The organism is Sphingobium fontiphilum (genome assembly GCF_014196635.1).
GTDB classification, from domain to species: domain Bacteria; phylum Pseudomonadota; class Alphaproteobacteria; order Sphingomonadales; family Sphingomonadaceae; genus Sphingobium; species Sphingobium fontiphilum.
This window is the reverse complement of the sequence record NZ_JACIEB010000001.1, coordinates 876890-900857: the sequence shown is the minus strand read 5'-3', so window position 1 is coordinate 900857 and position 23968 is coordinate 876890. Positions and strand designations below refer to the sequence as shown.

General features: G+C 64.1%; 22 protein-coding genes. 11 read left to right on the top strand and 11 right to left on the bottom strand.

The window, feature by feature from the left end:
- Nucleotides 1-22: 22 nt before the first annotated feature.
- The 3 genes from GGR44_RS04170 to recN all read left to right on the top strand — a co-directional run bounded on the left by GGR44_RS04170 (nt 23) and on the right by recN (nt 3627).
- A complete protein-coding gene (locus GGR44_RS04170) occupies nt 23-1042 on the top strand; it encodes a sensor histidine kinase (protein WP_183954136.1) in 1020 nt (339 codons plus the stop codon).
- A gap of 56 nt (nt 1043-1098) precedes the next feature.
- Nucleotides 1099-1881 carry an outer membrane protein assembly factor BamD gene (locus GGR44_RS04165; protein ID WP_183954253.1) on the top strand — a complete coding sequence of 261 codons (783 nt, stop codon included), beginning with the start codon at nt 1099-1101 and terminating at the stop codon, nt 1879-1881.
- A gap of 81 nt (nt 1882-1962) precedes the next feature.
- The gene (gene recN, locus GGR44_RS04160; protein WP_183954135.1) at nt 1963-3627 is read left to right on the top strand and encodes a DNA repair protein RecN; all 1665 of its coding nucleotides are present in this window, start codon (nt 1963-1965) and stop codon (nt 3625-3627) included.
- 51 nt (nt 3628-3678) lie between these two features.
- On the opposite strand, the gene GGR44_RS04155 is transcribed toward recN, so the two are convergent.
- The 3 genes from GGR44_RS04155 to GGR44_RS04145 form a co-directional block, all read right to left on the bottom strand.
- Nucleotides 3679-4476, bottom strand: a complete 798-nt coding sequence (locus GGR44_RS04155) for a sulfotransferase family protein (RefSeq protein WP_183954134.1) — start codon at nt 4474-4476, stop codon at nt 3679-3681.
- Between the two features lie 256 nt (nt 4477-4732).
- Nucleotides 4733-5644 (bottom strand): RNA polymerase sigma factor RpoH, encoded by a 912-nt coding sequence (gene rpoH / locus GGR44_RS04150; protein ID WP_183954133.1) that lies wholly within the window; start codon nt 5642-5644, stop codon nt 4733-4735.
- A 78-nt stretch (nt 5645-5722) separates the two neighbouring features.
- Nucleotides 5723-6679, bottom strand: a complete 957-nt coding sequence (locus tag GGR44_RS04145; RefSeq protein ID WP_183954132.1) for an RluA family pseudouridine synthase — start codon at nt 6677-6679, stop codon at nt 5723-5725.
- Between the two features lie 16 nt (nt 6680-6695).
- On the opposite strand from GGR44_RS04145, the gene GGR44_RS04140 reads away from it, so the two are divergent.
- Together GGR44_RS04140 and GGR44_RS04135 are read left to right on the top strand one after the other, a co-directional pair.
- Nucleotides 6696-7097: a M67 family metallopeptidase gene (locus GGR44_RS04140; protein WP_183954131.1), complete on the top strand. Its 402-nt coding sequence runs from the start codon at nt 6696-6698 to the stop codon at nt 7095-7097.
- Nucleotides 7098-7211: 114 nt separating this feature from the next.
- On the top strand, nt 7212-7874 hold the full coding sequence (locus GGR44_RS04135; RefSeq protein WP_183954130.1) for a histidine phosphotransferase family protein: 663 nt from the start codon (nt 7212-7214) through the stop codon (nt 7872-7874).
- A gap of 4 nt (nt 7875-7878) precedes the next feature.
- Here GGR44_RS04135 and GGR44_RS04130 read toward each other — a convergent pair whose 3' ends face one another.
- Entirely contained in the window at nt 7879-8184 is a 306-nt protein-coding gene (locus tag GGR44_RS04130; protein ID WP_183954129.1) for a hypothetical protein, read from the bottom strand.
- A gap of 21 nt (nt 8185-8205) precedes the next feature.
- On the opposite strand from GGR44_RS04130, the gene GGR44_RS04125 reads away from it, so the two are divergent.
- Both GGR44_RS04125 and GGR44_RS04120 read left to right on the top strand, forming a co-directional pair.
- Nucleotides 8206-9330: a hypothetical protein gene (locus GGR44_RS04125; protein WP_183954128.1), complete on the top strand. Its 1125-nt coding sequence runs from the start codon at nt 8206-8208 to the stop codon at nt 9328-9330.
- Entirely contained in the window at nt 9327-10697 is a 1371-nt protein-coding gene (locus GGR44_RS04120) for a cytochrome P450 (protein ID WP_183954127.1), read from the top strand. Before GGR44_RS04125 ends, GGR44_RS04120 begins: the two co-directional genes overlap by 4 nt.
- A gap of 6 nt (nt 10698-10703) precedes the next feature.
- Here GGR44_RS04120 and GGR44_RS04115 read toward each other — a convergent pair whose 3' ends face one another.
- The 4 genes from GGR44_RS04115 to GGR44_RS04100 all read right to left on the bottom strand — a co-directional run bounded on the left by GGR44_RS04115 (nt 10704) and on the right by GGR44_RS04100 (nt 18062).
- A complete protein-coding gene (locus GGR44_RS04115; RefSeq protein ID WP_183954126.1) occupies nt 10704-11585 on the bottom strand; it encodes a transglutaminase family protein in 882 nt (293 codons plus the stop codon).
- The gene (locus GGR44_RS04110) at nt 11582-14080 is read right to left on the bottom strand and encodes a circularly permuted type 2 ATP-grasp protein (protein WP_343052291.1); all 2499 of its coding nucleotides are present in this window, start codon (nt 14078-14080) and stop codon (nt 11582-11584) included. Before GGR44_RS04110 ends, GGR44_RS04115 begins: the two co-directional genes overlap by 4 nt.
- Nucleotides 14062-17415 (bottom strand): transglutaminase family protein, encoded by a 3354-nt coding sequence (locus GGR44_RS04105; RefSeq protein ID WP_183954125.1) that lies wholly within the window; start codon nt 17413-17415, stop codon nt 14062-14064. Before GGR44_RS04105 ends, GGR44_RS04110 begins: the two co-directional genes overlap by 19 nt.
- 77 nt (nt 17416-17492) lie before the next feature.
- Nucleotides 17493-18062, bottom strand: a complete 570-nt coding sequence (locus tag GGR44_RS04100) for a Clp protease/crotonase-like domain-containing protein (protein ID WP_183954124.1) — start codon at nt 18060-18062, stop codon at nt 17493-17495.
- 142 nt (nt 18063-18204) lie between these two features.
- Between GGR44_RS04100 and ruvA the strand changes: the two genes are divergently transcribed.
- The 4 genes from ruvA (at nt 18205) to GGR44_RS04080 (ending at nt 22322) form a co-directional block, all read left to right on the top strand.
- Nucleotides 18205-18816, top strand: a complete 612-nt coding sequence (gene ruvA, locus GGR44_RS04095) for a Holliday junction branch migration protein RuvA (protein WP_183954123.1) — start codon at nt 18205-18207, stop codon at nt 18814-18816.
- Nucleotides 18816-19424, top strand: a complete 609-nt coding sequence (locus GGR44_RS04090) for a hypothetical protein (protein ID WP_183954122.1) — start codon at nt 18816-18818, stop codon at nt 19422-19424. The genes ruvA and GGR44_RS04090 overlap by 1 nt, the downstream gene beginning before the upstream one ends.
- On the top strand, nt 19421-20440 hold the full coding sequence (ruvB, locus tag GGR44_RS04085) for a Holliday junction branch migration DNA helicase RuvB (protein ID WP_183954121.1): 1020 nt from the start codon (nt 19421-19423) through the stop codon (nt 20438-20440). The genes GGR44_RS04090 and ruvB overlap by 4 nt, the downstream gene beginning before the upstream one ends.
- Nucleotides 20441-20579: 139 nt before the next feature.
- Nucleotides 20580-22322, top strand: a complete 1743-nt coding sequence (locus GGR44_RS04080) for an AMP-dependent synthetase/ligase (RefSeq protein WP_183954251.1) — start codon at nt 20580-20582, stop codon at nt 22320-22322.
- A gap of 13 nt (nt 22323-22335) precedes the next feature.
- Here the strand turns inward: GGR44_RS04080 and GGR44_RS04075 are convergent, their stop codons facing one another.
- Genes GGR44_RS04075 through GGR44_RS04065 form a run of 3 tightly spaced genes read right to left on the bottom strand, consistent with a single transcriptional unit; the run spans nt 22336 to nt 23963 of the window.
- Entirely contained in the window at nt 22336-22743 is a 408-nt protein-coding gene (locus tag GGR44_RS04075; RefSeq protein ID WP_183954120.1) for a hypothetical protein, read from the bottom strand.
- A gap of 57 nt (nt 22744-22800) precedes the next feature.
- The gene (gloB, locus tag GGR44_RS04070) at nt 22801-23523 is read right to left on the bottom strand and encodes a hydroxyacylglutathione hydrolase (protein ID WP_183954250.1); all 723 of its coding nucleotides are present in this window, start codon (nt 23521-23523) and stop codon (nt 22801-22803) included.
- 5 nt (nt 23524-23528) lie between these two features.
- Entirely contained in the window at nt 23529-23963 is a 435-nt protein-coding gene (locus GGR44_RS04065) for a VOC family protein (RefSeq protein WP_183954119.1), read from the bottom strand.
- Between the last annotated feature and the right edge of the window lie 5 nt (nt 23964-23968).

Sequence of the window (23968 nt, the reverse complement as noted above, 5' to 3'; positions counted from 1 at the left end):
CGCGCCCTGCTATGAGGGTCTGATGCAGCGCGCCAATGAGCGTTTTATTGAGCGCCTGCCGCTCCGGCTTCCTCGTGCCTGGCACAGCTATGCCTGTGTGGCGTCGCTCTGCGCGATCTGCTTCTTCCTGCGTGAGCTGGCGGAACCATTGTTGCCGCCGGGCTATCCCTTTCTTTCCTTCTTCCCCGCTGTCATCCTGTCCTCATTCCTGTTCGGGGTCAGGCCGGGTATTTTCGCGGCGCTGATCTGCGGCCTTCTGTCCTGGTATTTCTTCATCGCGCCGCAATCCTCTTTCGGCGTCAATTCGGCGGTTGTGACGGCGATGGCCTTTTATATCGGGGTTGTTGCCGTCGACATTCTCGTCATCCACTGGATGCAGCGCGCCAATTACAACCTGGCGGTCGAGCGCGAGCGTAACCGCAAATTGGCCGATAATCGCGAGTTGCTGTTTCATGAATTGCAGCATCGCGTGTCGAACAATCTTCAGGTGGTCGCCGCATTGCTATCGCTGCATCGGCGGCAGGTGCGCGATGAAGAGGCGCGCAAGGTGATGGAGGAGGCGGCGGGGCGTCTGGCGCTGATCGGCAAGATCAGCCGGGCGCTGTATCGCCCTGATGACACGGGGCAGGAGATTGGCGCGTTGCTGGACATGCTGTCGCGCGATCTGGCCGAGGCGGCCGGACGCGAGGACATCGGCCTTGTCGTCGATGTGCCCGGCGATCTGGTGGTGGAGGCCGACACCATGGTGCCGCTCGCGCTGGTGACGGCCGAAGCGGTCAGCAATGCCTTTGAACATGGATTCGACTCTGAACGAAAGGGCAATATCCATATTGCGTTGGCAAAGGATGACGATGGCATGTTGCGGCTGCGGGTCAGCGACGATGGCCGGGGCCTGCCAGCCGGTTTCGATCCGGATGCGCGATCCAGCCTGGGTCTGCGCATTGCGGACGTGTTGGCGAGCCAGTTGGGCGGGCGGTTCATGCTCACGCCTTCGGCCAGCGGTGGCGCGATGGCGATGCTCGATTTTCCCGCGAGGAGATGATGACGGATCGCAATCTGTCGCTTGGCGCGGCGCGTCGGCTCGGCTATGACCGCGCCATGTTCAGGAAACAGATGACGTCGTGGCGCCTGTGCGCTCCCGCCCTTGCCCTCGCTCTGCTTGCAGGCTGTTCGACTTCGAAGAACAAGGCGGACACGCAATATGTCGCGCGCGATGTTTCCACCCTCTATAATGCGGGCAAGGCGCGGCTGGAAAAGGGGCAGTACAAGCTGTCGGCGGCGCTGTTCGACGAAGTGGAGCGTCAACACCCCTATTCGCCTTGGGCGCGGCGGGCGCAGCTTATGTCGGCTTTCAGCTATTATATGAACACCGACTATAGCGAGTCAGTTGGCGCGGCGCAGCGTTTCCTGTCGATTCACCCCGGGAACAAGGACGCCCCCTACGCTTATTATCTGATCGCGCTCTGCTATTATGAGCAGATTGCCGACGTGACCCGCGACCAGAAGATCACGCAACAGGCGCTCGATGCGCTGGGCGAACTCATTCGCCGTTATCCCCAGAGCCGCTATGCTGCGGACGCCCGGTTGAAGGTCGACCTGGTCAATGACCATCTGGCGGGCAAGGAAATGGAACTGGGCCGTTTTTATCAGCGGCGCGGACAGTGGCTGGCGGCGACGCTGCGTTTCCGCACTGTCGTTGACAAATATCAGACCACCACGCACACGCCAGAAGCGCTGGAACGCCTCGTCGAAAGTTATCTGTCGCTGGGCATTCCCGACGAAGCTAAGAAGGCCGCAGCCGTGCTCGGCGCGAATTACCCCGGCAGCGAATGGTATGAACGCTCCTTCAAACTGATGCAGGAACATGCTCCTTCGGCATGACGCCCGGCTGATAAAGGGGTGAGGGGGCGACCAGACACGGTCAATGTTTCCCTTATGTTCTTTTTGGGGTAAAAGCCGTTCATGCTGACCGCCCTGTCGATCCGTAACGTGGTGCTGATCGAGGCGCTGGACCTTGAATTCGGCGACGGCCTGTCGGTGCTGACCGGCGAGACGGGGGCGGGCAAATCCATATTGCTCGATTCTCTGGGGCTGGCGCTGGGCGCGCGCGCCGATAGTGGATTGGTGCGCAGCGGCGAGGCGCAGGCCAGCGTCACCGCCACATTCGATGCTCCTGGCGTGGGCCATCGCGCACTTGAACTTCTGACCGATAATGGATTGGAAGTGGAGGCGGGGGAGCCGATCATGATCCGCCGCCTGGTGAAGGCTGATGGCGGCAGCCGTGCCTTCATCAACGATCAGCCCTGTTCGGCGGCGTTGTTGCGCGAACTGGGCGCTGCATTGGTCGAAATTCACGGGCAGCATGACGATAGGGGCTTGCTCAACCCGCGTGGCCACAGGATTTTGCTTGACGCTTTCGGGGCGTGCGAAACGGCGACAGTTGCGGTGGCCCATGGCGCCTGGCGCGCGGCGGAAGAGCGGCTCATCGCGGCGCGCGCGGGCGTGGAAGAGGCGGCTCGTGATCGGGACTATCTGACCCATGCGGTAGAGGAACTGTCCCGATTCGCGCCGGAAGCGGGCGAGGAGGCGATGCTGGCGGCCGAACGGGCGACCATGCAGAAGGGCGCACGACTGGCTGACGACCTGTCTGTGGTCGCCGATTGCCTGACCGGGTCGGATGGCGGCATCGCGCGGCTGAGGCAGGCGGCGCGGCGGCTGGACCGGATTGCGGGCGAACATCCGGTCCTGACCTTATTGCTGGAAGCGTTGGACAGGGCGCTGATCGAAGCGGGCGAGGCGGAAGATCGGCTGGGCGAAGCGGCCGAGGCGCTCAGTTTCGATCCTGCGCGTCTGGACGCCATGGAAACGCGCCTGTTCGACCTGCGCGGCCTTGCCCGCAAGCATCAGGTGCAGCCGGATGATCTGGCGGCGCTGCGCGACGACATGGTCGGCCGCCTTGCCTCCATAGAGGGTGGTGAGGCGGAACTGGCGGCGCTCGAGGCGGATGTCGCAGCGAAGGCTCGCGCCTATCGGGTCGCCGCGCAGGCCCTGTCGGCGCAGCGACTGGCGGCGGCGGAAAGGCTGGACGCGGCGGTCGCGGCCGAACTGGCGCCGTTGAAGCTGGACGCCGCGCGGTTCCGCACCGTCGTCGAACCTCTGGAAGAAGGGCAGGGCGCGGCCCATGGCGTCGACCGGGTGGAATTCACCATCTCCACCAATCCAGGCGCGCCGTTTGCACCATTGGTGAAGGTGGCTTCAGGCGGTGAACTGTCGCGTTTCATATTGGCGCTGAAAGTCGCTCTGGCGCAGCAGGGCGGGGCGGATACGCTGATTTTCGATGAGATCGACCGGGGCGTGGGCGGCGCGGTGGCGTCCGCTATCGGCGACCGGCTGGCGCGACTGGCGCAGAGCAATCAGATATTGGTCGTGACGCACAGCCCGCAGGTGGCGGCGCGCGGCGCGGGTCATATGCTGATCGCCAAGTCGAGCGAAGGAACGGTGACCCGCACCGGCGTCCATGCGCTCGATGCCAGCGAACGGCGGGAAGAAATCGCCCGGATGCTCTCGGGCGCGCAGATCACCGCAGAAGCGCGGGCGCAGGCGGAGCGCCTGCTGGAAACCCAATGAACCGGGCGGACTTTGCTCCTTTTCCAGGAGAGCGCCCGCCCGGATCCATGGTTAGAGAAGTCCCTTGGCGTTGACCAACTTGATCTCGTCGCCATTCCAGCGATAGCCATAGACGCGCAGCACATCCTGCGTCAGGCTGTAGACCTTGCTCGCCAGTTCAGGCTCCAGCGCCTTATATTTGTCCATCGAGCCCATGTTGATCGGCTGCCACAATTTGATGCCGCCATGGCCGGTCTCGCCTTCCTTGTAATCGAGGTGCGATTCAAGGACGCGCGGGCTCCATTCCAGGCCCAGATGGGCGATGATCTTGCGCAGCCAGGTTTCCGGGTCGCTGACAAAATCCTCATAGCGCACAAAGGGCATGCCCGAACGGCGGTCATGCATCATCTTGCGGTTGTAGAGCGCCAGATAGGCGGTGAGGTTGTCGATGCTCTCGATAAAGGGCACCATCAGCTTGTCGATATTGCGGCACCAGCGGATCTGCTGGGCGCGCTGCTTGGCTTCCTTCTTGGGATCTTCGGTATGGCGATGGGCGCTGACCACCACCGAAAAGGGGTTGCGGATCAACACAAAGCCCTGGCGATGGCCGCGCGTCGTCCAGGCGAAATTCTTGACTATGAAGCGGGTGCCGGGATGAGGCGAACGATGGGCGGTCAGCGGGTCGGCGGCGTCGATCGCCAGCTTGCCCTTGTTGATGACCGACCAAAACAGGTCGACATCGCGCTCCTCATCGGGCTCGCGGATCTGGCTGATGACTTCGATATCGGGATGCGCCTGAAGGCAGCGGAGCATCAATGTTTCACCGGAACGCGAAAAACTCGACATTTCGTAAAGGGGATATTCCGCCATTTTCACCTCAGATAATCGGTTCTTGTCGTTGCTGTTCTTGTTGGTCGTCTCAATTTCGGCGGCAAATTCCGATATTTCGGCACCGTCGCCAATGGCTTTGCCCGATCAATCCGGCCGATGCAACCACGGGGAGCGCAATTGCGGGTCGGACGGGGCGTTGCAGTCCCACGTCGCCGCTATAATTCGGAGCGGCGAACGCAACAAAAAAAAGCCCCGGATCGCTCCGGGGCTTTTCGCTTGGGAACATTGACGACAATCAGGCGAGCGCCATACGCATCTTGCCCAGCTTGTCGCCGGCGATGCGGATCATTGCCTTTTGCAACTTTTCAAACGCCCGAACCTCGATCTGGCGGACGCGTTCGCGCGACACGCCATAGACCTGCGAGAGTTCCTCCAGCGTCTTGGGCTCTTCGGCCAGCCGCCGTTCGGCCAGGATATGCTTTTCCCGGTCATTGAGATCGTCCATCGCCTCCACCAGCATGGCGTGGCGCATATCCTTTTCCTGCGCGTCGGCGACCCGTTCGTCCTGCAAGGGATCAGTGTCGGCCAGCCAGTCCTGCCACTGGCCCTCGCCATCTTCGCGCATGGGGACGTTAAGCGACGTGTCGCCGCCCATCGCCATGCGGCGGTTCATGGAGATGACCTCTTCCTCGGTAACGCCCAGGTCGGTCGCGATTTTGGTCACGTCCTCCGGGCGCAGGTCGCCATCCTCGAACGCCTCGATATTGTTCTTCATCCGGCGCAGGTTGAAGAACAGCTTCTTCTGCGCGGCTGTGGTGCCCATCTTCACCAGGCTCCACGAGCGCAGGATGAATTCCTGGATTGACGCGCGAATCCACCACATGGCGTAGGTCGCCAGACGGAAGCCGCGATCGGGTTCGAATTTCTTCACGCCCTGCATCAGGCCGATATTGCCTTCTGAAATCAGTTCGCTGACCGGCAGGCCATAGCCGCGATAGCCCATGGCGATCTTGGCCACCAGCCGCAGGTGCGACGTGACCAGTTGCGCCGCAGCCTCAGGATCCTGATGCTCGGCATAGCGTTTCGCCAGCATATATTCCTGCTCCGGCGTCAGCAGCGGAAACTTCCGAATTTCCGTCAGATAGCGGTTCAGGCTGGCTTCACCGCCCAGCGCCGGCACCGCGGGGACATTGCTCTTTGCAGCCATGTCTCTTCACCTTTCCCTTTCATGCGCGGTCCGGACCCAGATGAGGCATCCGGCAAACCGCCGCAAACTTGACGAACCCTATACGAAAAGCTGGCTTAACAGTTCCTGCATGTCGGCAGGAATCGCGCTTTCGAACTGCATATGTTCATGGCGTATTGGATGTATGAATCCCAGTGTCCTTGCGTGCAATGCCTGTCTTTTGAAACCCAGCGTTTCCAGTATTGATTTGAAACCTTTTCTCTTTTTGCCATAGACCGGGTCGCCGATCAAGGGGTGTCCCAGATGCGCCATGTGGACGCGCACCTGATGCGTCCGCCCGGTTTCCAGCCGACATTCGACCAGCGCCGCGCCGCGCAGGGGTTTTGTCACTCGATAATGGGTGACGGCATGTTTGCCGCGCCCTTCCCGATGAACCGCCATCTTCTTTCGATCGGCGTCGCTGCGGCCGATCCAGGTGTCGACCGTGCCCGCCGCCGGGACGGGAGCGCCATAGACGATGGCGGCATAGAGGCGCTGGATCGAATGATCCTTGAACTGGCGGGCCAATCCTTCATGGGCGGCGTCGGTCTTGGCCACGACCAGCAGGCCGGACGTGTCCTTGTCGATTCGGTGGACGATGCCGGGGCGCGCGACCCCGCCAATGCCGGACAACCGCCCCGCGCAATGGTGGAGCAGGGCGTTGACCAGTGTGCCGTCCAGATTGCCTGCCGCCGGGTGGACGACCAGCCCCGCAGGCTTGTCGACCACGATCAGGTCGGCATCCTCATGAACGATATTGAGCGGAATATCCTGCGGCGCGGCCTCGGCCTCGGTCGGCGGGGGCAGGGTGACGGCGAAACTGTCGCCGGGGCTCACCTTTTGCGAGGGGTTGCGGGCCACGGCGCCGCGCGCCGACACCACCTGTCCATCGAGGATCAACGCCTTCAGCCGCTCCCGCGAAAGCTGTGGCAACAGCTCTGCAAGGGCGCGATCCAGCCGAATGCCGCCATGGGCTTCGGAAATCGTTGCGTGAAGAGTGGAAACCCCCAATTCCATTGCCTAGCATGTAGGAATGACCGTTCGAATATCAAGATCGCTGATCGACCGGATCATCGCTCTGGCGGGGGAGTCGCGCGACGAAGTTTGCGGACTGTTGCTGGGCGTTCCGGACCATGTGCAGACCATCGGCCCGGCGGCCAATGTCGCGCCCGATCCATCCCGCCATTTCGAGATCGACCCGGCGGTCCTGATCGCCGCTCATCGCGATGCCCGGCGCGGCGGGCCGGCGGTGATCGGCCATTATCATTCCCATCCATCAGGCATTGCCAAACCATCCGCGACCGATACCGCCTGCGCCGCGCCCGATGGAGCATTGTGGATCATCGTCGGCGGCGGACTGGCGCGGTGCTGGCGCGCGGCGTCGGACGGGTCGGGGGGCGTGCATTTCGATGAAGCGCCGATACGGATCGAATGATCGCATGTTATGCAAGGCGGGGTTGCATCGTTCGTCGCCGGAGCGCATGAGCCTTCACAGGCGTTTTGCGCCGATCATGCCCAAAACCAAAAACCGCCAGGCAGACCGATACTGATGTCCGATACCAGCAATGCCATAGAAAGCATTGAATTTGCGAGCCTTCTTTGCTCGCGCCTGTGCCATGACCTGCTCAGCCCCGTGGGTGCGCTGAACAATGGGCTGGAATTGATGGCGGACGAAACCGATCCCGACATGCGCCAGCGTTGTCTGGACCTGCTGGGCGACAGCGCGCGGACCTCGGCCAACAAGCTTAAATTTTTCCGTCTCGCTTTCGGGTCTGCCGGTGGCTTTGGCGACGCCGTGCCCACCCATGAGGCGAGGGTCGCGATCGAGGGCATGTTCGCCCAGTCGGGCCGGGTGAAGTTAGGCTGGCTGGTGGCCGACGATATGCTGGGCAAACTGCCGGTCAAGGTGCTGCTCAATCTGGCGCTGATTGCGGGGGATGCGCTGGTGCGCGGCGGGCAACTGGACGTGGGCGCGGAAAAGCGGCCGGGTGTCACCGAAATCGTGGTGCGGGCCGAAGGCCCCAAGCTGGTGCTCGACCCGGAACTGCGCGCCGCGCTGGCGGGCACATTGCCGCCCGGCGGTCTGGGGTCGCGCACGGCCGCCGCCTGGATGGTGCGATCGCTGGTGACGGGGGTCGGCGGCGAGGTCGCGCTGTCGTCGCCGGGCGAGCCGGTGCTGCTGTTCGGCGCGGCGATTCCCGATCCGTCTTGAGCGCCTATTTCCCCTTCTGATCGGGCGCCTTGACGAAGCGGCGCAGCAACTGGCCGCGCCATAGCCCCTTGCCGGGGTGATAATTCCAGCAGAACCAGCCGAAGCTGAGGCAGGCGAGCAGCGCGGGTAGCGCCATGGGATCGCCATTGTCGCGCATATGGCGGAAAAAATGAAAATCCGCCCGCCAGCGATCCCGTTCGCTGCCCCCGCCATTGATGCCATACATATTGTCATGCCGCCGACAACCGACATTTCGGTTGTATTTCCGGTGGTCGATGAAATAGCAGTAGTCGCGTTCGGGTGTTGTCATGGCCCGATTAGGACGGGGGCCATGGAAAAGTTCAAGCGGAAAGTCTTCTACCTGGGCGGATTCGACCCCAGAGGCGTGCGTTTTTACCATCAGCTCTATCGCGAGCAGGCCGAACGCTGGTCGGCGGCGACAGGCAAGCCGGTGAGCGTCAGCGCACGGCGCTCCGGTCCGGCTTCATCCGCGCAATGGACGGTCGACAATCCGGCCGACGGCGTCGAGACGGATTATGAATATCTCCGCTGGGAAGATATGGTCGGCAAGGTGTGGATCAGGAACCCTCTGATTCTCGCCTGGCGCTCCATCGCCACCTATGTCGGCCACAGCCGCTTCATGCAGTTCGGGCGGATGAAGAAACTGCGCCCCGGGCCGGTGCTCACCATCTGCTATCCGCCTTTTCTCGCGGTGATGATCCCGCTGCTTTTCGCGCTGGTCCCCGCCTTGCTGCTGTGGACGGTGCTGCCCTTCTGGCTGGCGGCGCTGGCGGGGATTGCGGTCAGCGTCGCGCTTTCGGGGCGCTGGCTGAACAAGCTGGTCGTGCCTTGGCTGCTGCGCTTCACCTATTATCATCATTGTCTGGCGGCAGGCGGACCGGGAGAGGCGCTGGACGAGCGACTTGACCTGTTCGCCCGGCGGATCGCGCAGGAAATGGACGGGCCGTGGGATGAGGTGCTGCTGATCGGGCATAGCGCAGGGACTATCCTGTCCATGTCGGTGATGCGGCGGGTGATGGAATATCGGGATGGCCGCGTGCCGGACAATTTCGCGGTGCTGGGGCTGGGGCAGGTGGTGCCGGTCATCGCGCTGCGCACCGATGCGGCCTGGTATCATGCCGACCTTGCCGCGCTCACCGACCGGGCGTTTCGTTATGTCGACATCTCGTCGCCGCCCGATGGCGCCGCCTATTTCAACGTCAATCCGCTGACCCTTGTTTCGGATCAATGCGCGGCGCGCGTCGACATGCTTTCGCCGCGTTTCCACCTGTTTTACGATCCGGAAAATTATCATGGCGGCTGGTCGAACAAATATGAGGCGCATTTCGACTATCTGCGGGTCGGCGATCGCATTTCGCCGGTCGATTTCATCAGCCTGACGGCCGGGCCGCTTCGCCTGGACCAATCCGTCGCAGCCTTCAGGACGATCCCTTGACCGAATTGTTCACGCCGCCATTTCCCGAACCGCCCAAGAACAAGCGCACGCGCCTGCGCCGCTTTGCCGTCGCCTGGCACAGCTGGATCCATGTGCTATTCGAAAAAAGCTATACGATGATGATGGGCGAGCTGCGAATGCCCGGCATCACCATGTATATCGCGAATGAATTGCCGCTGGTCGACCGCATCCTGCGCGACAACATCACCTTTCCCAAGCATCGCGAACTGTCCAACAGCCTGTGGCCGCTGATCGGCAACAGCGTCTTTTCCGCCAATGGCGAGGATTGGGCGAATCAGCGGGCGATGGTGAACCCGGCTTTCGCCACCACCGCCCTGCACAAATCCATGCCGTCCATGGTCGCCGCCGCCAATGATCTGGCCGACCGGCTGGACGGGCTGGACCATCGCCGCCCGATCGACATCGACCCGCTGATGACCCATGTCGCGGCCGACATCATTTTCCGCACGCTCTTTTCCGAGCCGCTGAGCCCGCAAGGCTCCGCCATCATCCATCGCGCCTTCGGCAAGTTTCAGCGTCTCAGCCACTCGGCGTCGATGCTGGGCCTTTACGGACTGCCTTCGCGCTGGTTCGAAAAACGCTCGCTGCGCCCGGCGGCCGACATTCACAGCGTCTTCTTCGGCATCGTGAAGAAACGCTATGACGATTATCACGCGACCGGCGCTGCCCCGCATGACGACATTCTTCAGCGCCTGATCGAGGTGAAGAGCGAGACGACGGGCGAGCATTTCACGCTGGAACAGGTGATGAATCAGGTGTCGACCGTGTTTCTGGCGGGGCATGAAACGTCGGCCAGCACCATGACCTGGGGCCTCTATATCCTGGCCGAATGCCAGCATATTCAGGACAAGCTGCGTGAGGAAGTCGCGAGCGTTTCGGACGGCAAGCCGCTGGAGCCTCATATGCTCAGGGATTTCCATCATTTGCGGAACGTCTTTCGCGAAACATTGCGGCTTTACCCGCCGGTCGCCTTCCTGCCGCGCGAGGTGAGCTGTCCGGTGGACATGCGCGACAAGCATCTGGAAACCGGATCCATGCTGGTCGTCGCGCCCTGGCTGACGCAGCGGAACAAGAATAACTGGGCCTGCCCGCACAGTTTCGATCCCGACCGCTTCGACGATCCGGCCAATGCCGAGATGGTCAAGCAGGCCTGGTTCCCCTTTGGTCGGGGGCCGCGCGTGTGCGTGGGCGCGGGCTTTGCCCAGCAGGAGGTGATGATCGTGATGGCGACGATCCTGCGCCGCTTCCGCCTGTCGGTGAAGCCGGGTTACAAGCCCGAGCCGATCAGCCGCCTGACCATTCGCCCGCGCCATGGCATGAAATTGCTGTTCGAGCGGCTGGGTTGAACCGGATCATTTGCTGATCGGCATGACGTCGACGGAAGTGTCGATATGCTGCCCGGCATTGCCGACGAACAGGCCGTCGATGGGCGTCACATCGGCATAATCGCGACCCATGGCGACGAAAAGATGCGCGTCCCCCGCGATGCAGCCATTGGTCGGATCGAACCCGATCCACCCGCGCGTCGGCCCGCACCACAGCATGACCCAGGCGTGCATGGCGTCCGCGCCCACCAGGCGCGGCATTCCGGGCGGCGGATCGGTGCGAAGGTAACCGCTGACATAGGCGGCGGGAAGGCCGGCAAGGCGCAGCGCGGCGACCATGACATGGGCGAAATCCTGACACACGCCATGGCGCGCGGCAAAGGCTTCAGCGGTCGGCGTGGCCGCATCGGTCGCATCGGGATCATAGGAAAATTCGCCCTGAATGCGACGGGCGAGCGCCAGCGCGGCGGCGATGACCGGCCGGTCGGGCGACAGGTCGATGCCGGTCCACAGGTCGATTTCCGCCAGCAGCGGAATGCGGGGCGAAGCATAGAGGTAGCGGGCCGGAGCTGACGGGTCGATGGCGGGGTCGAGCAGGGCCGCCGCCGCCACTGCGCCGATGGTGGGGTCGCCGGCCTGCGGCTCGATGGCGCCGCCGCTGACGCCCGCGCGAAAGCGGCTTTCGATGCCTATTTCGCGCAGCGGGTTTTCGATGAGCAGCCGGACGACGTGAACCGGCCAGGGCGACGACCGCTCCTGCATCGATTGCGGTTGCGGGTCGATGCTGAGGCTATAGTCGTCCGTCCATTGCCCCGGCCAGGCGACCGGGCGCAAGCGCAGGTTGAAGCGCGCCAGCCGGACCGGCGCGTCGTAACGCACCGTCGTCAGGTGCCGGACATCATAGATCATGACAGCAGCGCCGATCCTTCCGCCTTGTCCGTCTTGCGATATTGCAGGAAGTAACGCTGCCCGATCGCATCGGAGAGGGTCAGCAGCCGATATTCCAAGTCCTCGACCGCGTCCATGGTCAGATTGTCGCCCGTCATCGGCGCCAGTTCCGCCGCCAGCGCGCCGGATAGCCGCTGGGGAATTTCGGGCAACCCGTCGCGCGCCAGCACCGGCAGCACCGCCAGATGCTCGGCCAGCCGCGCGACCTGAAAGGCCAGCGAATGGGGATTGGCCGGGTCCAGCAGCACCAGATCGCGAACCGGCAGCAGCGACGGCCCCGCCAGATAACGGTTGCGATAGCTGATCTGGCTGTCGTTGAGGTCGAGCAGCACCGAAAGGTCGTCGTCGCTGGCAGAATCGCCGCCAAAGGCGCTGGCGAGACGACAGGCGTTGATGGCGCGCTCGATCCGGCGGCCCATGTCGTGAAAACGCCAGCCATCGGTGCGCAGCATGTTCTCGGCGGCAAGGCCCGACAGGGCGGACAGGCGGTCGATTAGCTTTGATGAGGCTTCCAGCAGGCTTTCGGTCGATCCGGCGTCGAAATGGGGCAGCGGCAGGCGCACGATGCGCCAGAAATCGACCGCCAGCCGGTCGCGCAACCCTGCGCCGATGGTGGCGATGGCGGTCATCAGGGCGCGGGCGCTGCCGGGCTGGGCGGCGTCGCCCATGGCCGTGGCGCACAGCGCGCCGATCGGTCCGGCGGTTGACGCGATGGCGCCGCGGGAAACCAGCGCTTCGAGCAACCGATCCTTGGTCGCCATATCGAGCGCCAGCCCCATATCCGCCTCCAGCGATCCGCCGACAATGGCCCGCACGATGCGCAGGGTCGATTCGGCCCGTTCGATATAGCGGCCCAGCCAGTAGAGATTGTCCGCCGCCTTGGCGGGCAACATGCCGACGACCCGGCGGATGGCGGGTTGTCCCGATGATCCCAGAAGGCTGTCGGGCGGCACCGGCGCGGCGTCGATGACGCACATGTCGGCCGACAGGTCGCCTTCGCCCATCAGCGCGGCGCGTATGTCGCCATGGGCGGCAAGGCGGGCGAATGCGCCGGGCATGATCTTCCACTGGCCATCGCCATCGCGCGCCACGAAGACGCGCAGGGTGAAGGGAAGCGGGGTCAGATCGCCGTCGACAATGGCGGGCGTGGTCGACAGGCGGACAACTTCCTGACCCACATAATCCATCGGCCGCCGGGCCATGGCGCGCAGCAGCCGGTCGCGCCGTTCGGGCGCCATCGCCGACCCCGGCAGGAAATGCCGCCCCTCCAGCCCCGCCACCTCGCGGTCAAAGGCGGAGCCGATCACCAGATCGTCCAGATGGTCGGCGACATGGTCATGCTCGGCATCCTGCCCGCACCACCATGTCGCGATGTTGGGCAGAATCAGCGGCTCGCCGGTCAGCGCTTCGGACAGGCGCGGCATGAAGGCGGCGAAGGCGCGCGATTCGATCACGCCCGCACCCGGCCAGTTGCTCAGCATCAGCCTGCCATGCTGGCAGGCATCGAACAGGTCGGGCACGCCGATGGTCGAGCGGCCGTCAAAGGCCAACGGATCGAGGAAGCGGCTGTCCATCCATCGCCACAGGCCATCGACCCGTTTCAACCCCTGAATGGTGCGAACATAAAGCTGGCCTTCGCTGACGATCAGATCTTCGCCGTCGACCAGCAGGAAACCCAGATAACGGGCCAGATGCGCCTGTTCGGCATAGCTCTGGTTGAAACGGCCGGGGGTCAGCAGGCCGATGCGAGGTTCCGCCCGCGCGCAATCGGCGGCAAGGCCCCGGCGCATGTCGGCAAAGAAAGGGGCAAGGCGGCGTGTGTGCATCAACGCCATCAGGTCGCCGGTCGCGCGCGACAGGGCGAGCCGGTTTTCCAGCGCATAGCCCACGCCCACCGGGGTTCGCACCCGATCGGCCAGCACCCGCCATTCGCCTTCTGGCCCGCGCGCCAGATCGGCGGCGTAGAAATGCAGATGATGGTCGCCCGGCGGGCGGACGCCATTCACCACCGGCCAGTGATGCGGGCTGCCCGTCACGATGGCGGCGGGCAGGCTGCCGTCGCTGATCAGCGCCTGTGCGCCGTAAATGTCGCTCAGCACCCGTTCCAGCAACTCGGCCCGCTGCGAAAGGCCGCGTTCGATCAGCGCCCATTCGCTGGCGCCGACAAGCAGGGGCAGGGGGCTGAGCGGCCAGGCCCTTTCCTGCTGGTCGCCGGTCAGGCGGAACGCCATGCCGAGGTCCACCGCCTGTCGCTCGATGAGTTCAGCCAGTGCGGCCGGGCGCCCCTGGGTCGTCGTCGACAGGCGCGCCATCATCGCGCGCCAATGGTCGCGCGTTTCGGCGGGCGCGGCGGCGAACAGGTCTCCGGCAGGCGCGCGGCCCAGATAGTCGGACGCCCAGTCGGCGATCCTGTCCCGGCGCGGCGCGTCCGTAGTGGTTACAGGCCCCGATGCCACCAGCGCAGATCCAGCGTCATCGGAAATTCGCTCGCCGGTTCGGGCGGCGGCATGTCGACCTGCCCAGGCGTATGGCCATAATCCTGGAACCGCGCCTTGCGCCGGGCTTCGGCTTCATAGGCGTTGATCGGCACGGTGTCGTAATTGCGCCCGCCCGGATGGGCGACATGATAGACGCAGCCGCCCAGCGACCGGCCGTTCCAACTGTCCAGCACATCGAAGGTCAGCGGCGCGTTGGTCGGCAGATTGGGGTGCATGCAATTGGCGGGCGACCATGCCTTGTACCGCACGCCGCCGACCGCTTCGCCGGGCACCGCAGTCGGTGTCATCGGTACGCGGCGGCCGTTGCAGGCGATGATGTGGCGACCCGCGACCAAACCCGTGGCGCGCACCTGCAACCGTTCGGTCGAACTGTCGACGTAGCGCACCGTGCCACCAATCGCCCCGGTTTCACCCAGCACGTTCCAGGGTTCGAGCGCATGGGTGATTTCCAGGCCCACGCCGCCCGCATCGACTTCGCCATGGACGGGAAAGCGGAACTGGCGCTGCGCCTCGAACCAGTTGGGATCGAAATCATAACCCGCGCCGCGCAGGTCGGTCAGCACCTCAAGGAAATCGGCCCAGACGAAATGGGGCAGCATGAAACGGTCGTGCAGGGTGGTGCCCCAGCGGACCAGATGCCCCTGTTGCGGCTGGCGCCAGAACCACGCCGTCATCGCGCGCAGCAGCAATTGCTGGGCCAGGCTCATCTTCGGTTCCGGCGGCATTTCAAAACCGCGAAACTCCAGCAGACCGAGTCGCCCGGTCGGGCCATCGGGCGAGAACATCTTGTCGATGCAGATTTCGGTGCGGTGGGTGTTGCCGGTCACGTCGACCAGCAGGTTGCGGAACAGCCGGTCCACCAGCCATGCGGGGGGCTGCACTCCTTCGCCCGGCGCGGGCACCTGCGCCAGCGCGATTTCAAGCTCGTACAGCCCGTCATGCCGCGCCTCGTCGATGCGGGGGGCCTGACTGGTCGGGCCGATGCACAGGCCGGAGAAGAGATAGGATAGCGAAGGGTGCCGTTGCCAGTAGAGGACGAAGCTCTTCAGCAAATCCGGCCGCCGAATGAAGGGCGAATCGTTGAGCGTCGGGCCGCCCAGCACGATATGATTGCCCCCGCCCGTGCCCACCGACCGGCCGTCGACCATGAACTTGTCGGCGGTCAGGTCGCATGTGCGGGCGATGGCGTAAAGCTCTTCGGTGATATGCACCGTTTCGTCCCAGGTGGACGAAGGCTGGATGTTCACCTCGATCACGCCGGGGTCGGGCGTGGCTTTGAGCACTTGCAGCCGGTGGTCGGGCGGCGGGGCATAGCCCTCGATCCGCACCGGCATCCGCGTGGCCTCCGCCGCCGCCTCCACCTCGGCGATCAGCTCCAGATAATCCTCCAGCCGCTGAACGGGCGGAATGAAAACCGACAGGAAATGGCCGCGCGGTTCGACGGTGATCGCGGTGCGGACCGCGCCCTCGACAAATTCCTGTTCGATCCGCAACTGGGCGTTGGCGCCGCCCTCGGCCGCGGGCACATGCCGGACCTGCTGCGCCTTCACCTCCTCGGCCGTGGCGGATTCGGTTACCTGCTTGCGGAAATCGGGCAGCGGCTCGCGCGGCTCGCTGGTGTCGCGCGGATGGATATAGGGGAAGGAAGCGGGCGGCACATAGGGCAGCGATCCCAACGGCAGCCGATAGCCCAGCGCCGAATCGCCCGGCACCGCGAACAGCTTGCCCCGGCGCAGGTTCCATATCTCGCTCTGCCAGCGGGGGCGGGCGACCTCGCTCTGCCACGCCTGCACCGGCAGCACATAACCGACCGGGGTGTCGAGGCCGCGCGCAAAGGTGCGGACCATGCGCGCGCGCGCTTCGGCATCGTCAATTTTCGGGTCTTCGGGCGTGGCGTTGATCGGCAGGTCGGCTTCCTTGACCGCCCACACCGCCGGATCTTCAAAAACCGGGCGGAGATATTCGCCCGAAAAGCCCATGTTCGTCGCCATCAGCGTCAGGAATTGCGCGGCATCGTCGGGCGTCAGTTCGCGTGCGCCTTCGGGGGCCTGTTCGGTCGCGATCAGGCTGCCGTCGCGCCAGATCGGCACGCCATCCTGCCGCCAATAGGCGCTATAGGCCCAGCGCGGCAGGCTTTCGCCCGGATACCATTTGCCCTGGCCATGGTGCAGCATGCCGCCCGGCGCGAATTTTTCGCGCAGCGCGCGGATCAGCCGGTCGGCATAGCCCGCCTTGGTCGGGCCAACCGCGTCGCCATTCCATTCGCCAGCATCGCCGCCATTTTCCGCGACGAAGGTCGGCTCGCCGCCGGTGGTCAGCCGCACATCCTGCGCCATTAGATCGGCGTCGACCTGCGCGCCCAGCGCCATGACCGCATCCCAGCGGGCATCGGTGAACGGCTTGGTGATCCGCACCGCTTCGGCAATGCGGCTGACGCTCATTTCGAAATTGAAATCGACTTCGGCCGGTTCGGCCATGCCGGTGATCGGCGCGGCCGAGCGATAATGGGGCGTGGCGCACAGCGGTATATGGCCTTCGCCCGCAAACATGCCCGATGTGGCGTCGAGCGCGATCCAGCCCGCGCCGGGCACATAGGCTTCAGCCCAGGCGTGCAGGTCGACCACATCCTGCGTCACGCCCTTTGGCCCGTCCAGCGGTTCGACATCCGCCACCAACTGGATCGAATAGCCCGACACGAAACGCGCGGCAAAGCCCAGGCGGCGGAGCAACTGCACCAGAAGCCAGGCCGAATCGCGGCAGGAGCCGGTGCCGACCTCCAGCGTTTCCTCCGGCGTCTGGACGCCCGCCTCCATGCGGATGACATAGCCGATCCGTTCCTGAAGCCTGCGGTTCACCTCCACCAGAAAATCGACCGTGCGCCCTTCATGGCCCGCATGTTGGGCGACCAGTTCCTCGAACAGCGGCCCCTGCGCCTCGGTGTCGAAATAGGCGGCAAGGTCGGTCCTGATCTGCTCGTCATAGGCGAAGGGATATTCCTCCGCATAGGGTTCGACGAAGAAATCGAACGGATTGATGACGTCGAGATCGGCGAGCAGGTCGACCTCGATCGAGAAATGATCGACGGGATCGGGAAAGACGATCCGCGCCAGCCAGTTGCCGTGCGGATCCTGTTGCCAGTTCAGGAAATGGCCCGCCGGTTCGATCTTCAGCGCATAATTGGGGATTTTCGTCCGGCTGTGCGGCGCCGGGCGCAGGCGGATGACCTGCGGACCCAGGCGGATCGGGCGGCTGTAACGATAGGCGGTCAGGTGGTGCAGGGCGGCCTTTAACATGGCGCGATCAAACGCCACCCCTTGTTGCAATGCAACAGCCAATCGTTTCGCAATGAAATATTTGTGCGACGGCGGCGTTACAGGACGGCGGCGACCAGACCCAGCGATGCGGCCTCATTCGCCTCCAGATACCAGTTTTCCGGCGCGCGGCGCAGAACGTCCTCCATGCTGACCTGTGACCCCAGGATCAGGTTGGCGAAGCCTTCATTCTGGATTTCGATGGACGCCTCGATCTCGTTCAGTGCGGCTTTCAGCGTGGCGATGCAGGTCGACAGCGGCCCTTGCAGATGAATGTCTTTCGTAATCAGCCGTTCGTGGATCATCACCCGGGTGCCGCGCGCCAGATAGCGATTCTCCTGCGCGAAGAAGCTCATGAAGGTCGCGCCCGCCGAATAGACGGCCGTCTTGCCGAGGAAGACGAGGCGACGGTCGGGGTAGAGATCGGACTGAAAGCGAATATCCTCGCCCATCATCCGGGCGATTTCCGGGTCGCCGCCCAATGTCGAGATTTCGACGACGACCAGCCCCTGCTGCGGTGATCCCGCCAGGCAATTGCCGAAATGCAGATACATGCCATGGTCGACGACGCCGGACAGTTTGATGGCGGGATATTCGAAATCGCGGGCGGTGAGCAGGGGAAGGGACATCAGGTTTCCAGCGTTTTTGAGGATGGGTTTGGCTTCCACTACGCATGGCCGCCGCTTTGGTGCCGCGCACACGCGATTATTTCCCGCTGGCATGGCGCGCATTTGGCTGTAAGGAACAGAACATGACCAAAGGGCGCCGGCCATGATCGCGAAGCTGAAAGGATTGCTGGACAGCACCGGCATCGACCATGCCATTATCGATGTGGGCGGGGTCGGTTATCTGGTCAGCGCATCGTCGCGCACGCTGGCCGCGCTGGGCACGGTGGGCGAGGCGGTGACGGTTCACACCGAGATGCAGGTGTCGGAGGATTCGATTCGCCTGGTCGGCTTCGCCCGCGCCGACGAGCGCGACTGGTTCCGGCTTCTTGTGGGCGTGCAGGGCGTGGGATCGCGCGTGGCGCTGGCGATATTGTCGGCGCTGGAGCCCGCCGAACTGCACCGCGCCATCGCCACCGGCGACAAGGCGATGATCGCGCGGGCCAATGGCGTCGGGCCGAAGCTCGCCCAACGCATCGCCAATGAACTGAAGGACCGCATCGGCGCGGCGCCATCCGGCCCGATGGGCGCGGTTGTCGGCGGCGGCGTTGTCGTGCCTGTGGGCGGACTGGCCGCCGACGCGCTGTCTGCGCTCCAGAATCTGGGGTTCAAGCCGGCCGAAGCGAGCAGCGCGGTGGCGGCGGCGGAGGCTGAACTGGGCGACGGCGCGAGCCTCGACGCGCTGGTGCGGCTGGCGTTGCGTAAGGCGGCGAAGTGATGTCTCCGCGTTACCGTCAGCATGTTGCCATGGCGATCCTGAGTGTTGCTTTGTTAGCATCAGGTGCGCGCGCCATCACGGCAAAGAAACAGGAGTTTTTCCCGCCGGAGGTGGTTGATTCTGTTTGGTGGCGAGATCTTCCGGTCGGTGAAACGCCACTGTGGTTGCCGGATGCCCTCGCCGGTAATGCCAGTAGAATCAGGCTGTCGATCAGCGGTATCGTGCGCGTTCGACTTGTGATCCGAGTGGATGAGCGCACCGACGGCAAGTTTGTCGGTCACGTTATTCTCGTCACGCTGGGTCGGTCGGGCCGCAGGCAGAAGACCATCTCCCGCATTTTCAGAATTTCTGCCGCCGACATGGCGGAGTTTCACCAGCAAACGTCAAGTGCCAAGCTTTGGGAGCTATATCCCGAGCATTGGGTATCGTCCGATGAAAATGATATTTGCATTGACGGGGAACAGCTTGTTTTTGAGCGTGTCGATGAGCGGGGTTATCGATTTTCAGAAATTAATGCTCAATGCGCTGCGCCGCGAGGTGCGATAAATGCAGCGCGCTTCCTGTTGGATAAGGCAGGAATGCGCAAATTCCATCGGTTGCTGCAATGACTGACGACCGCCTCCTGACCTCCGCGCGTCGGCCCGAGGACGTCGACGCGGCGCTGCGGCCCAAGTCGCTGGCCGAGTTCATTGGGCAGCAGGCGGCGCGCGACAATCTGCGCGTGTTTATCGAGGCGGCGCGGGCGCGGGGCGAGGCGCTCGATCATGTTCTGTTCTTTGGCCCGCCGGGGCTGGGCAAGACGACGCTGGCGCAGATCGTGGCGAAGGAAATGGGCGTTGGCTTCCGCGCCACGTCCGGCCCGGTCATCGCCAAGACCGGCGATCTCGCCGCGCTGCTCACCAACCTGGATGAGGGCGACGTGCTGTTCGTCGATGAAATCCACCGGCTTAATCCCGCCATCGAAGAAGTGCTCTATCCCGCGATGGAGGATCGGGCGCTCGACCTGATGATCGGGGAGGGGCCTTCGGCGCGTTCCGTCCGGATCGACCTGCCGCGCTTCACCCTGGTCGGGGCGACGACGCGACAAGGCCTGCTGACGACACCGCTGCGCGACCGTTTCGGCATTCCCGTGCGCTTGCAATTCTATACCGTCGATGAACTGGAACTGGTGGTGCGTCGCGCCGCACGCCTGCTGGACCTGGCCATCACGCCCGATGGCGCGGCGGAGATTGCGCGGCGTTCGCGCGGCACCCCCCGCATTGCCGGGCGGTTGCTGCGCCGGGTGCGCGATTTCGCTCATGTCGCCGGGACGCCGGCAGTGGATGCGAAGGCCGCGGATGCGGCGCTTGAGCGGCTGGAGGTCGACAATCTGGGCCTCGACCTGATGGACCGGCGCTATCTGACCATGATCGCCGACATTTATCGCGGCGGGCCGGTGGGCGTGGAGACGCTGGCGGCCGGCCTTTCCGAAGCGCGCGACACGATCGAGGAAGTGATCGAACCCTATCTCATCCAACTGGGCCTGATCGCGCGGACCGCGCGGGGACGATGCCTCAACGGGCCGGGCTGGAAACATCTGGGGATCGCGCCGCCGCCCGGCGCGCAGGACGGCCTGTTCGACTGAAATTTTCCGCAGAAAGCCGTGGCCGTAAGGGAACTGCGCGGTTATAGCCGTGCGTTCAGGGACAGGCGCGCAAAAGATGCGTCGGCGATCAGGAGGCGAGCCTTTGAAGGCGATAGAAAAATTCCCCAATCTGGTGACGATGTTCTTCGCCCGCGCAGGCGAGAAGGGCGATACGCCCTTCCTGTGGCGCAAGGTTGACGGGCAGTGGCGATCGCTCAGCTGGAACGCGGTCGCCGCGCAGGTGGCATCTCTCGCCGCCGCGCTGAAGGCGCAGGGGCTGCGGGCGGGCGATCCCATCATGCTGGTCAGCGAGAACCGGCCGGAATTCTGCATCGCCGACCTTGCCATCATGGCGGCGGGCGGGGTGACGGTGCCGACCTACACCACCAACACCACGCGCGATCATCAACATATCCTGACCGACAGCGGCGCGCGCGGCGTGATCGTATCGACCGCGAAGCTCGCCGCGACGATGATGCCCGCCGTGCTGCGATCCCAGGCCGCCTTCGTCATCGGCATGGAGCCGGTGCGCGGGGTGCAGGGGCAGGTCGCCTGCCATTTGTGGCGTGACCTGATCGCCGCGCACCCCGCCGATGTCGCCGCCTGCGCGGCGGCGCAGACGGCGCGGCGCGAGGACCTCGCCTGCATCATCTATACCAGCGGCACCGGCGGCGCGCCGCGCGGCGTTATGCAGCATCATGGCGCGATCCTCGCCAATGTGGAGGGCGCGGGTGGGCTGGTGGCGGAGGATTTCGGCTGGGGGGATGAAGTGTTCCTGTCCTTCCTGCCGCTTTCCCACGCCTATGAACATAGCGGTGGCCAGTTTCTGCCGATGATTCTGGGCGGGCAGATCTATTATGCCGAGGGGCTGGAGAAGCTGGCGGCGAACATCGAGGAGGTGCGCCCGACCATCATGGTCGTCGTTCCCCGCCTGTTCGAAGTGTTGCGCGCACGGGTGATGAAGGCCATCGAAAAGCAGGGGCGGTTGCCCGCTTTCCTGCTGCAGCAGGCTCTGAGGATCGGCGCGAAGGAGCGGGACGGCAAGTCGTCCATCCTTGACCTGCCGATGAAGGCGCTGCTGGAGCGGACGATCAAGCCCAAGGTGCGCGGGCGCTTTGGCGGCCGGATGAAGGCGCTGGTGTCGGGTGGCGCGCCGCTCAACCCTGATGTCGGCCTGTTCTTCGACGCGCTGGGGCTGACCCTGCTTCAGGGCTATGGCCAGACAGAAGCCGGGCCGGTCATCAGTTGCAATCGCCCGCGCGCGGGCATTGCGATGGACACGGTGGGGCCGCCGCTCGACGGAGTGGAAGTGAAGATCGCCGACGATGGCGAGATTTTGGTGCGCGGCGAACTGGTGATGCACGGCTATTGGCGCAACCCGGTCGAAAGCGAGCGGGTGTTGCAGGGCGGATGGCTGCACACCGGCGACATTGGCGAAATCGACGCCCATGGCCGCATCCGCATCACGGATCGCAAGAAAGACCTGATCGTCAATGACAAGGGGGACAATGTGTCACCTCAGAAGGTAGAGGGGATGCTGACCCTGCAACCCGAAATCGGGCAGGCGATGGTGCATGGCGACCGGCGGCCGCATCTGGTGGGCCTGATCGTGCCGGATGCCGACTGGACACGCGAATGGGCGGCGGCGCATGGCGTGGCGGTGCAGGGCATTGCGGCGAACGCCGACTATATGGCGGCTTTGCGCGCGGCGGTCGACCGGGTCAACACCGATCTGTCGGTGATCGAAAAGGTCCGGCGCCTGACGTTGGCGGACGAGCCTTTCACGGTCGAAAACAGCGAAATGACGCCGTCGATGAAGATCAGGCGCCACGTCATCCGCGCCCGATACCAAGACCGGCTGGACGCGCTTTACAAGAATTGACGGCGATCCGGCGCTATTTTTTCGACGGCGTGCGATAGGCGGTGAAATCGCCGAGCGCACAGGAGCCGCCGACGATTTGCGTCGTCATGTCGACGGCGCGGGCGATGTCGCCCCGACAATATTGCGAACTGAAGCTTCGCACCACCAGAGTGTCGCCCCGGCTGATCCCCGTGCAACTGCCGATCAGGTCGTTGCGATAGACCAGCTTGCTGCTGACGCGATAGATCAGCACATTATCGCTGATCACGCGCAGGTTGGTCGAGGGGAAACGGCTGATACAGCTTGTTTTTTCGCCCGCCTGCTTCCCCGCCAGTTCCTTCTCCAGCCTGACCAGCTGTTTTTCGGTCAGCGGTGCGGGTTCATAGCTGCCCGTGCAGGCGGACAGCGGCAGGGCCAGAGCCAGAAGCATCCATCCGCGCATGGTCGTCACTCCGCATTATTGTTGTGTTCGTAAGACGCCATGATAACGCCAAAACCGTCAGGCCGCATCCTTTGCCGCACGTCGCGCCGCCAGTTCATCGACATTTTTCGCACGCATGAAGATATTGGTCGCGCGCTCCAGCCCAATGCTGGTCGGCACCGTCGCTTCGCCGTGCGCGCGGGCAGCGTCAACGGCCGCCATCCGTGCGGCAAGGGCGGCATTGTCTGGCTCCACGCTCAGGGCAAAGCGGCCGTTGGACTGGGTATATTCATGCGCGCAATAGACGATTGTCTCATCGGGCAGGGCCGCGAACCGCGCCATCGCGTCGAACATCTGCGCCGCCGTGCCCTCGAACAGGCGGCCGCAGCCCATGGCGAACAGCGTATCCCCGACGAAGATCATCGCGTCGTCCGCCAGATGATAGGCGATATGTCCGGCCGTATGGGCGGGCACCGCCATCACCCGCGCCTGATGATCGCCGATGCGGACCATGTCGTCTTCGCCAACCAGCACGTCCAGCGTGCTGATCTTGCCAGCTTCCGCCGCCGGCCCGGTAATGGCGCACCCCGTCGCGGCCTTGATCGCCGCATTGCCGCCGACATGGTCGCCATGCCAATGGGTGTTCCATATCTGGGTGATGCGCCAGCCGCGCGCCGCCGCCGCCTCCAGCGAGGGGTCGGCCACCGCCGGGTCGACCACCACCGTTTCGCCGCTGGCGTCATCATGCATCAGCCAGACATAATTGTCGTTGAGCACGGGAATGCGGACGACCTCCAGCATGGCGATCACCAATGGCCGGTGTTGGGCATGGAGGCCCAGGGTTCGGCCGGTTCCAGATGACTGTCCTGCAACAGTTCAATGGAAATGCCGTCTGGGGTGCGGACGAAGGCCATATGCCCGTCGCGCGGCGGTCGATTGATCGTCACGCCCGCGTCCATCAGGCGTTGGCAGGTGGCGTAAATATCCTCCACCCGATAGGCGAGATGACCGAAATTGCGCCCCTCTCCATAGACTTCTGGCGCGCCGCCATCCTGTGGCGGCCAGTTATAGGTGAGTTCGACCTGCGCATCCTCATCCCCCGGCGCGGCCAGAAAAACCAGCGTGAAGCGCCCGGCCTCGCTGTCGAACCGCTTCTGTTCCTCCAGCCCCAACAGGTTGAAGAAGGCGACTGTTTCGTCGATGTCGCTGACACGGATCATGCTATGCAGATATTTGGGCAAGGGCC

Bases quoted from the DNA above. Each gene is read 5' to 3' on its own strand.
- GGR44_RS04170 (WP_183954136.1), top strand. From the start codon at position 23: ATGCAGCGCGCCAATGAGCGTTTTATTGAGCGCCTGCCGCTCCGGCTT.
- GGR44_RS04165 (WP_183954253.1), top strand. From the start codon at position 1,099: ATGTTCAGGAAACAGATGACGTCGTGGCGCCTGTGCGCTCCCGCCCTT.
- recN (WP_183954135.1), top strand. From the start codon at position 1,963: ATGCTGACCGCCCTGTCGATCCGTAACGTGGTGCTGATCGAGGCGCTG.
- GGR44_RS04155 (WP_183954134.1), bottom strand. From the start codon at position 4,476: ATGGCGGAATATCCCCTTTACGAAATGTCGAGTTTTTCGCGTTCCGGT.
- rpoH (WP_183954133.1), bottom strand. From the start codon at position 5,644: ATGGCTGCAAAGAGCAATGTCCCCGCGGTGCCGGCGCTGGGCGGTGAA.
- GGR44_RS04145 (WP_183954132.1), bottom strand. From the start codon at position 6,679: ATGGAATTGGGGGTTTCCACTCTTCACGCAACGATTTCCGAAGCCCAT.
- GGR44_RS04140 (WP_183954131.1), top strand. From the start codon at position 6,696: ATGACCGTTCGAATATCAAGATCGCTGATCGACCGGATCATCGCTCTG.
- GGR44_RS04135 (WP_183954130.1), top strand. From the start codon at position 7,212: ATGTCCGATACCAGCAATGCCATAGAAAGCATTGAATTTGCGAGCCTT.
- GGR44_RS04130 (WP_183954129.1), bottom strand. From the start codon at position 8,184: ATGACAACACCCGAACGCGACTACTGCTATTTCATCGACCACCGGAAA.
- GGR44_RS04125 (WP_183954128.1), top strand. From the start codon at position 8,206: ATGGAAAAGTTCAAGCGGAAAGTCTTCTACCTGGGCGGATTCGACCCC.
- GGR44_RS04115 (WP_183954126.1), bottom strand. From the start codon at position 11,585: ATGATCTATGATGTCCGGCACCTGACGACGGTGCGTTACGACGCGCCG.
- GGR44_RS04105 (WP_183954125.1), bottom strand. From the start codon at position 17,415: ATGTTAAAGGCCGCCCTGCACCACCTGACCGCCTATCGTTACAGCCGC.
- GGR44_RS04100 (WP_183954124.1), bottom strand. From the start codon at position 18,062: ATGTCCCTTCCCCTGCTCACCGCCCGCGATTTCGAATATCCCGCCATC.
- ruvA (WP_183954123.1), top strand. From the start codon at position 18,205: ATGATCGCGAAGCTGAAAGGATTGCTGGACAGCACCGGCATCGACCAT.
- GGR44_RS04090 (WP_183954122.1), top strand. From the start codon at position 18,816: ATGTCTCCGCGTTACCGTCAGCATGTTGCCATGGCGATCCTGAGTGTT.
- ruvB (WP_183954121.1), top strand. From the start codon at position 19,421: ATGACTGACGACCGCCTCCTGACCTCCGCGCGTCGGCCCGAGGACGTC.
- GGR44_RS04080 (WP_183954251.1), top strand. From the start codon at position 20,580: ATGTTCTTCGCCCGCGCAGGCGAGAAGGGCGATACGCCCTTCCTGTGG.
- GGR44_RS04075 (WP_183954120.1), bottom strand. From the start codon at position 22,743: ATGCGCGGATGGATGCTTCTGGCTCTGGCCCTGCCGCTGTCCGCCTGC.
- gloB (WP_183954250.1), bottom strand. From the start codon at position 23,523: ATGCTGGAGGTCGTCCGCATTCCCGTGCTCAACGACAATTATGTCTGG.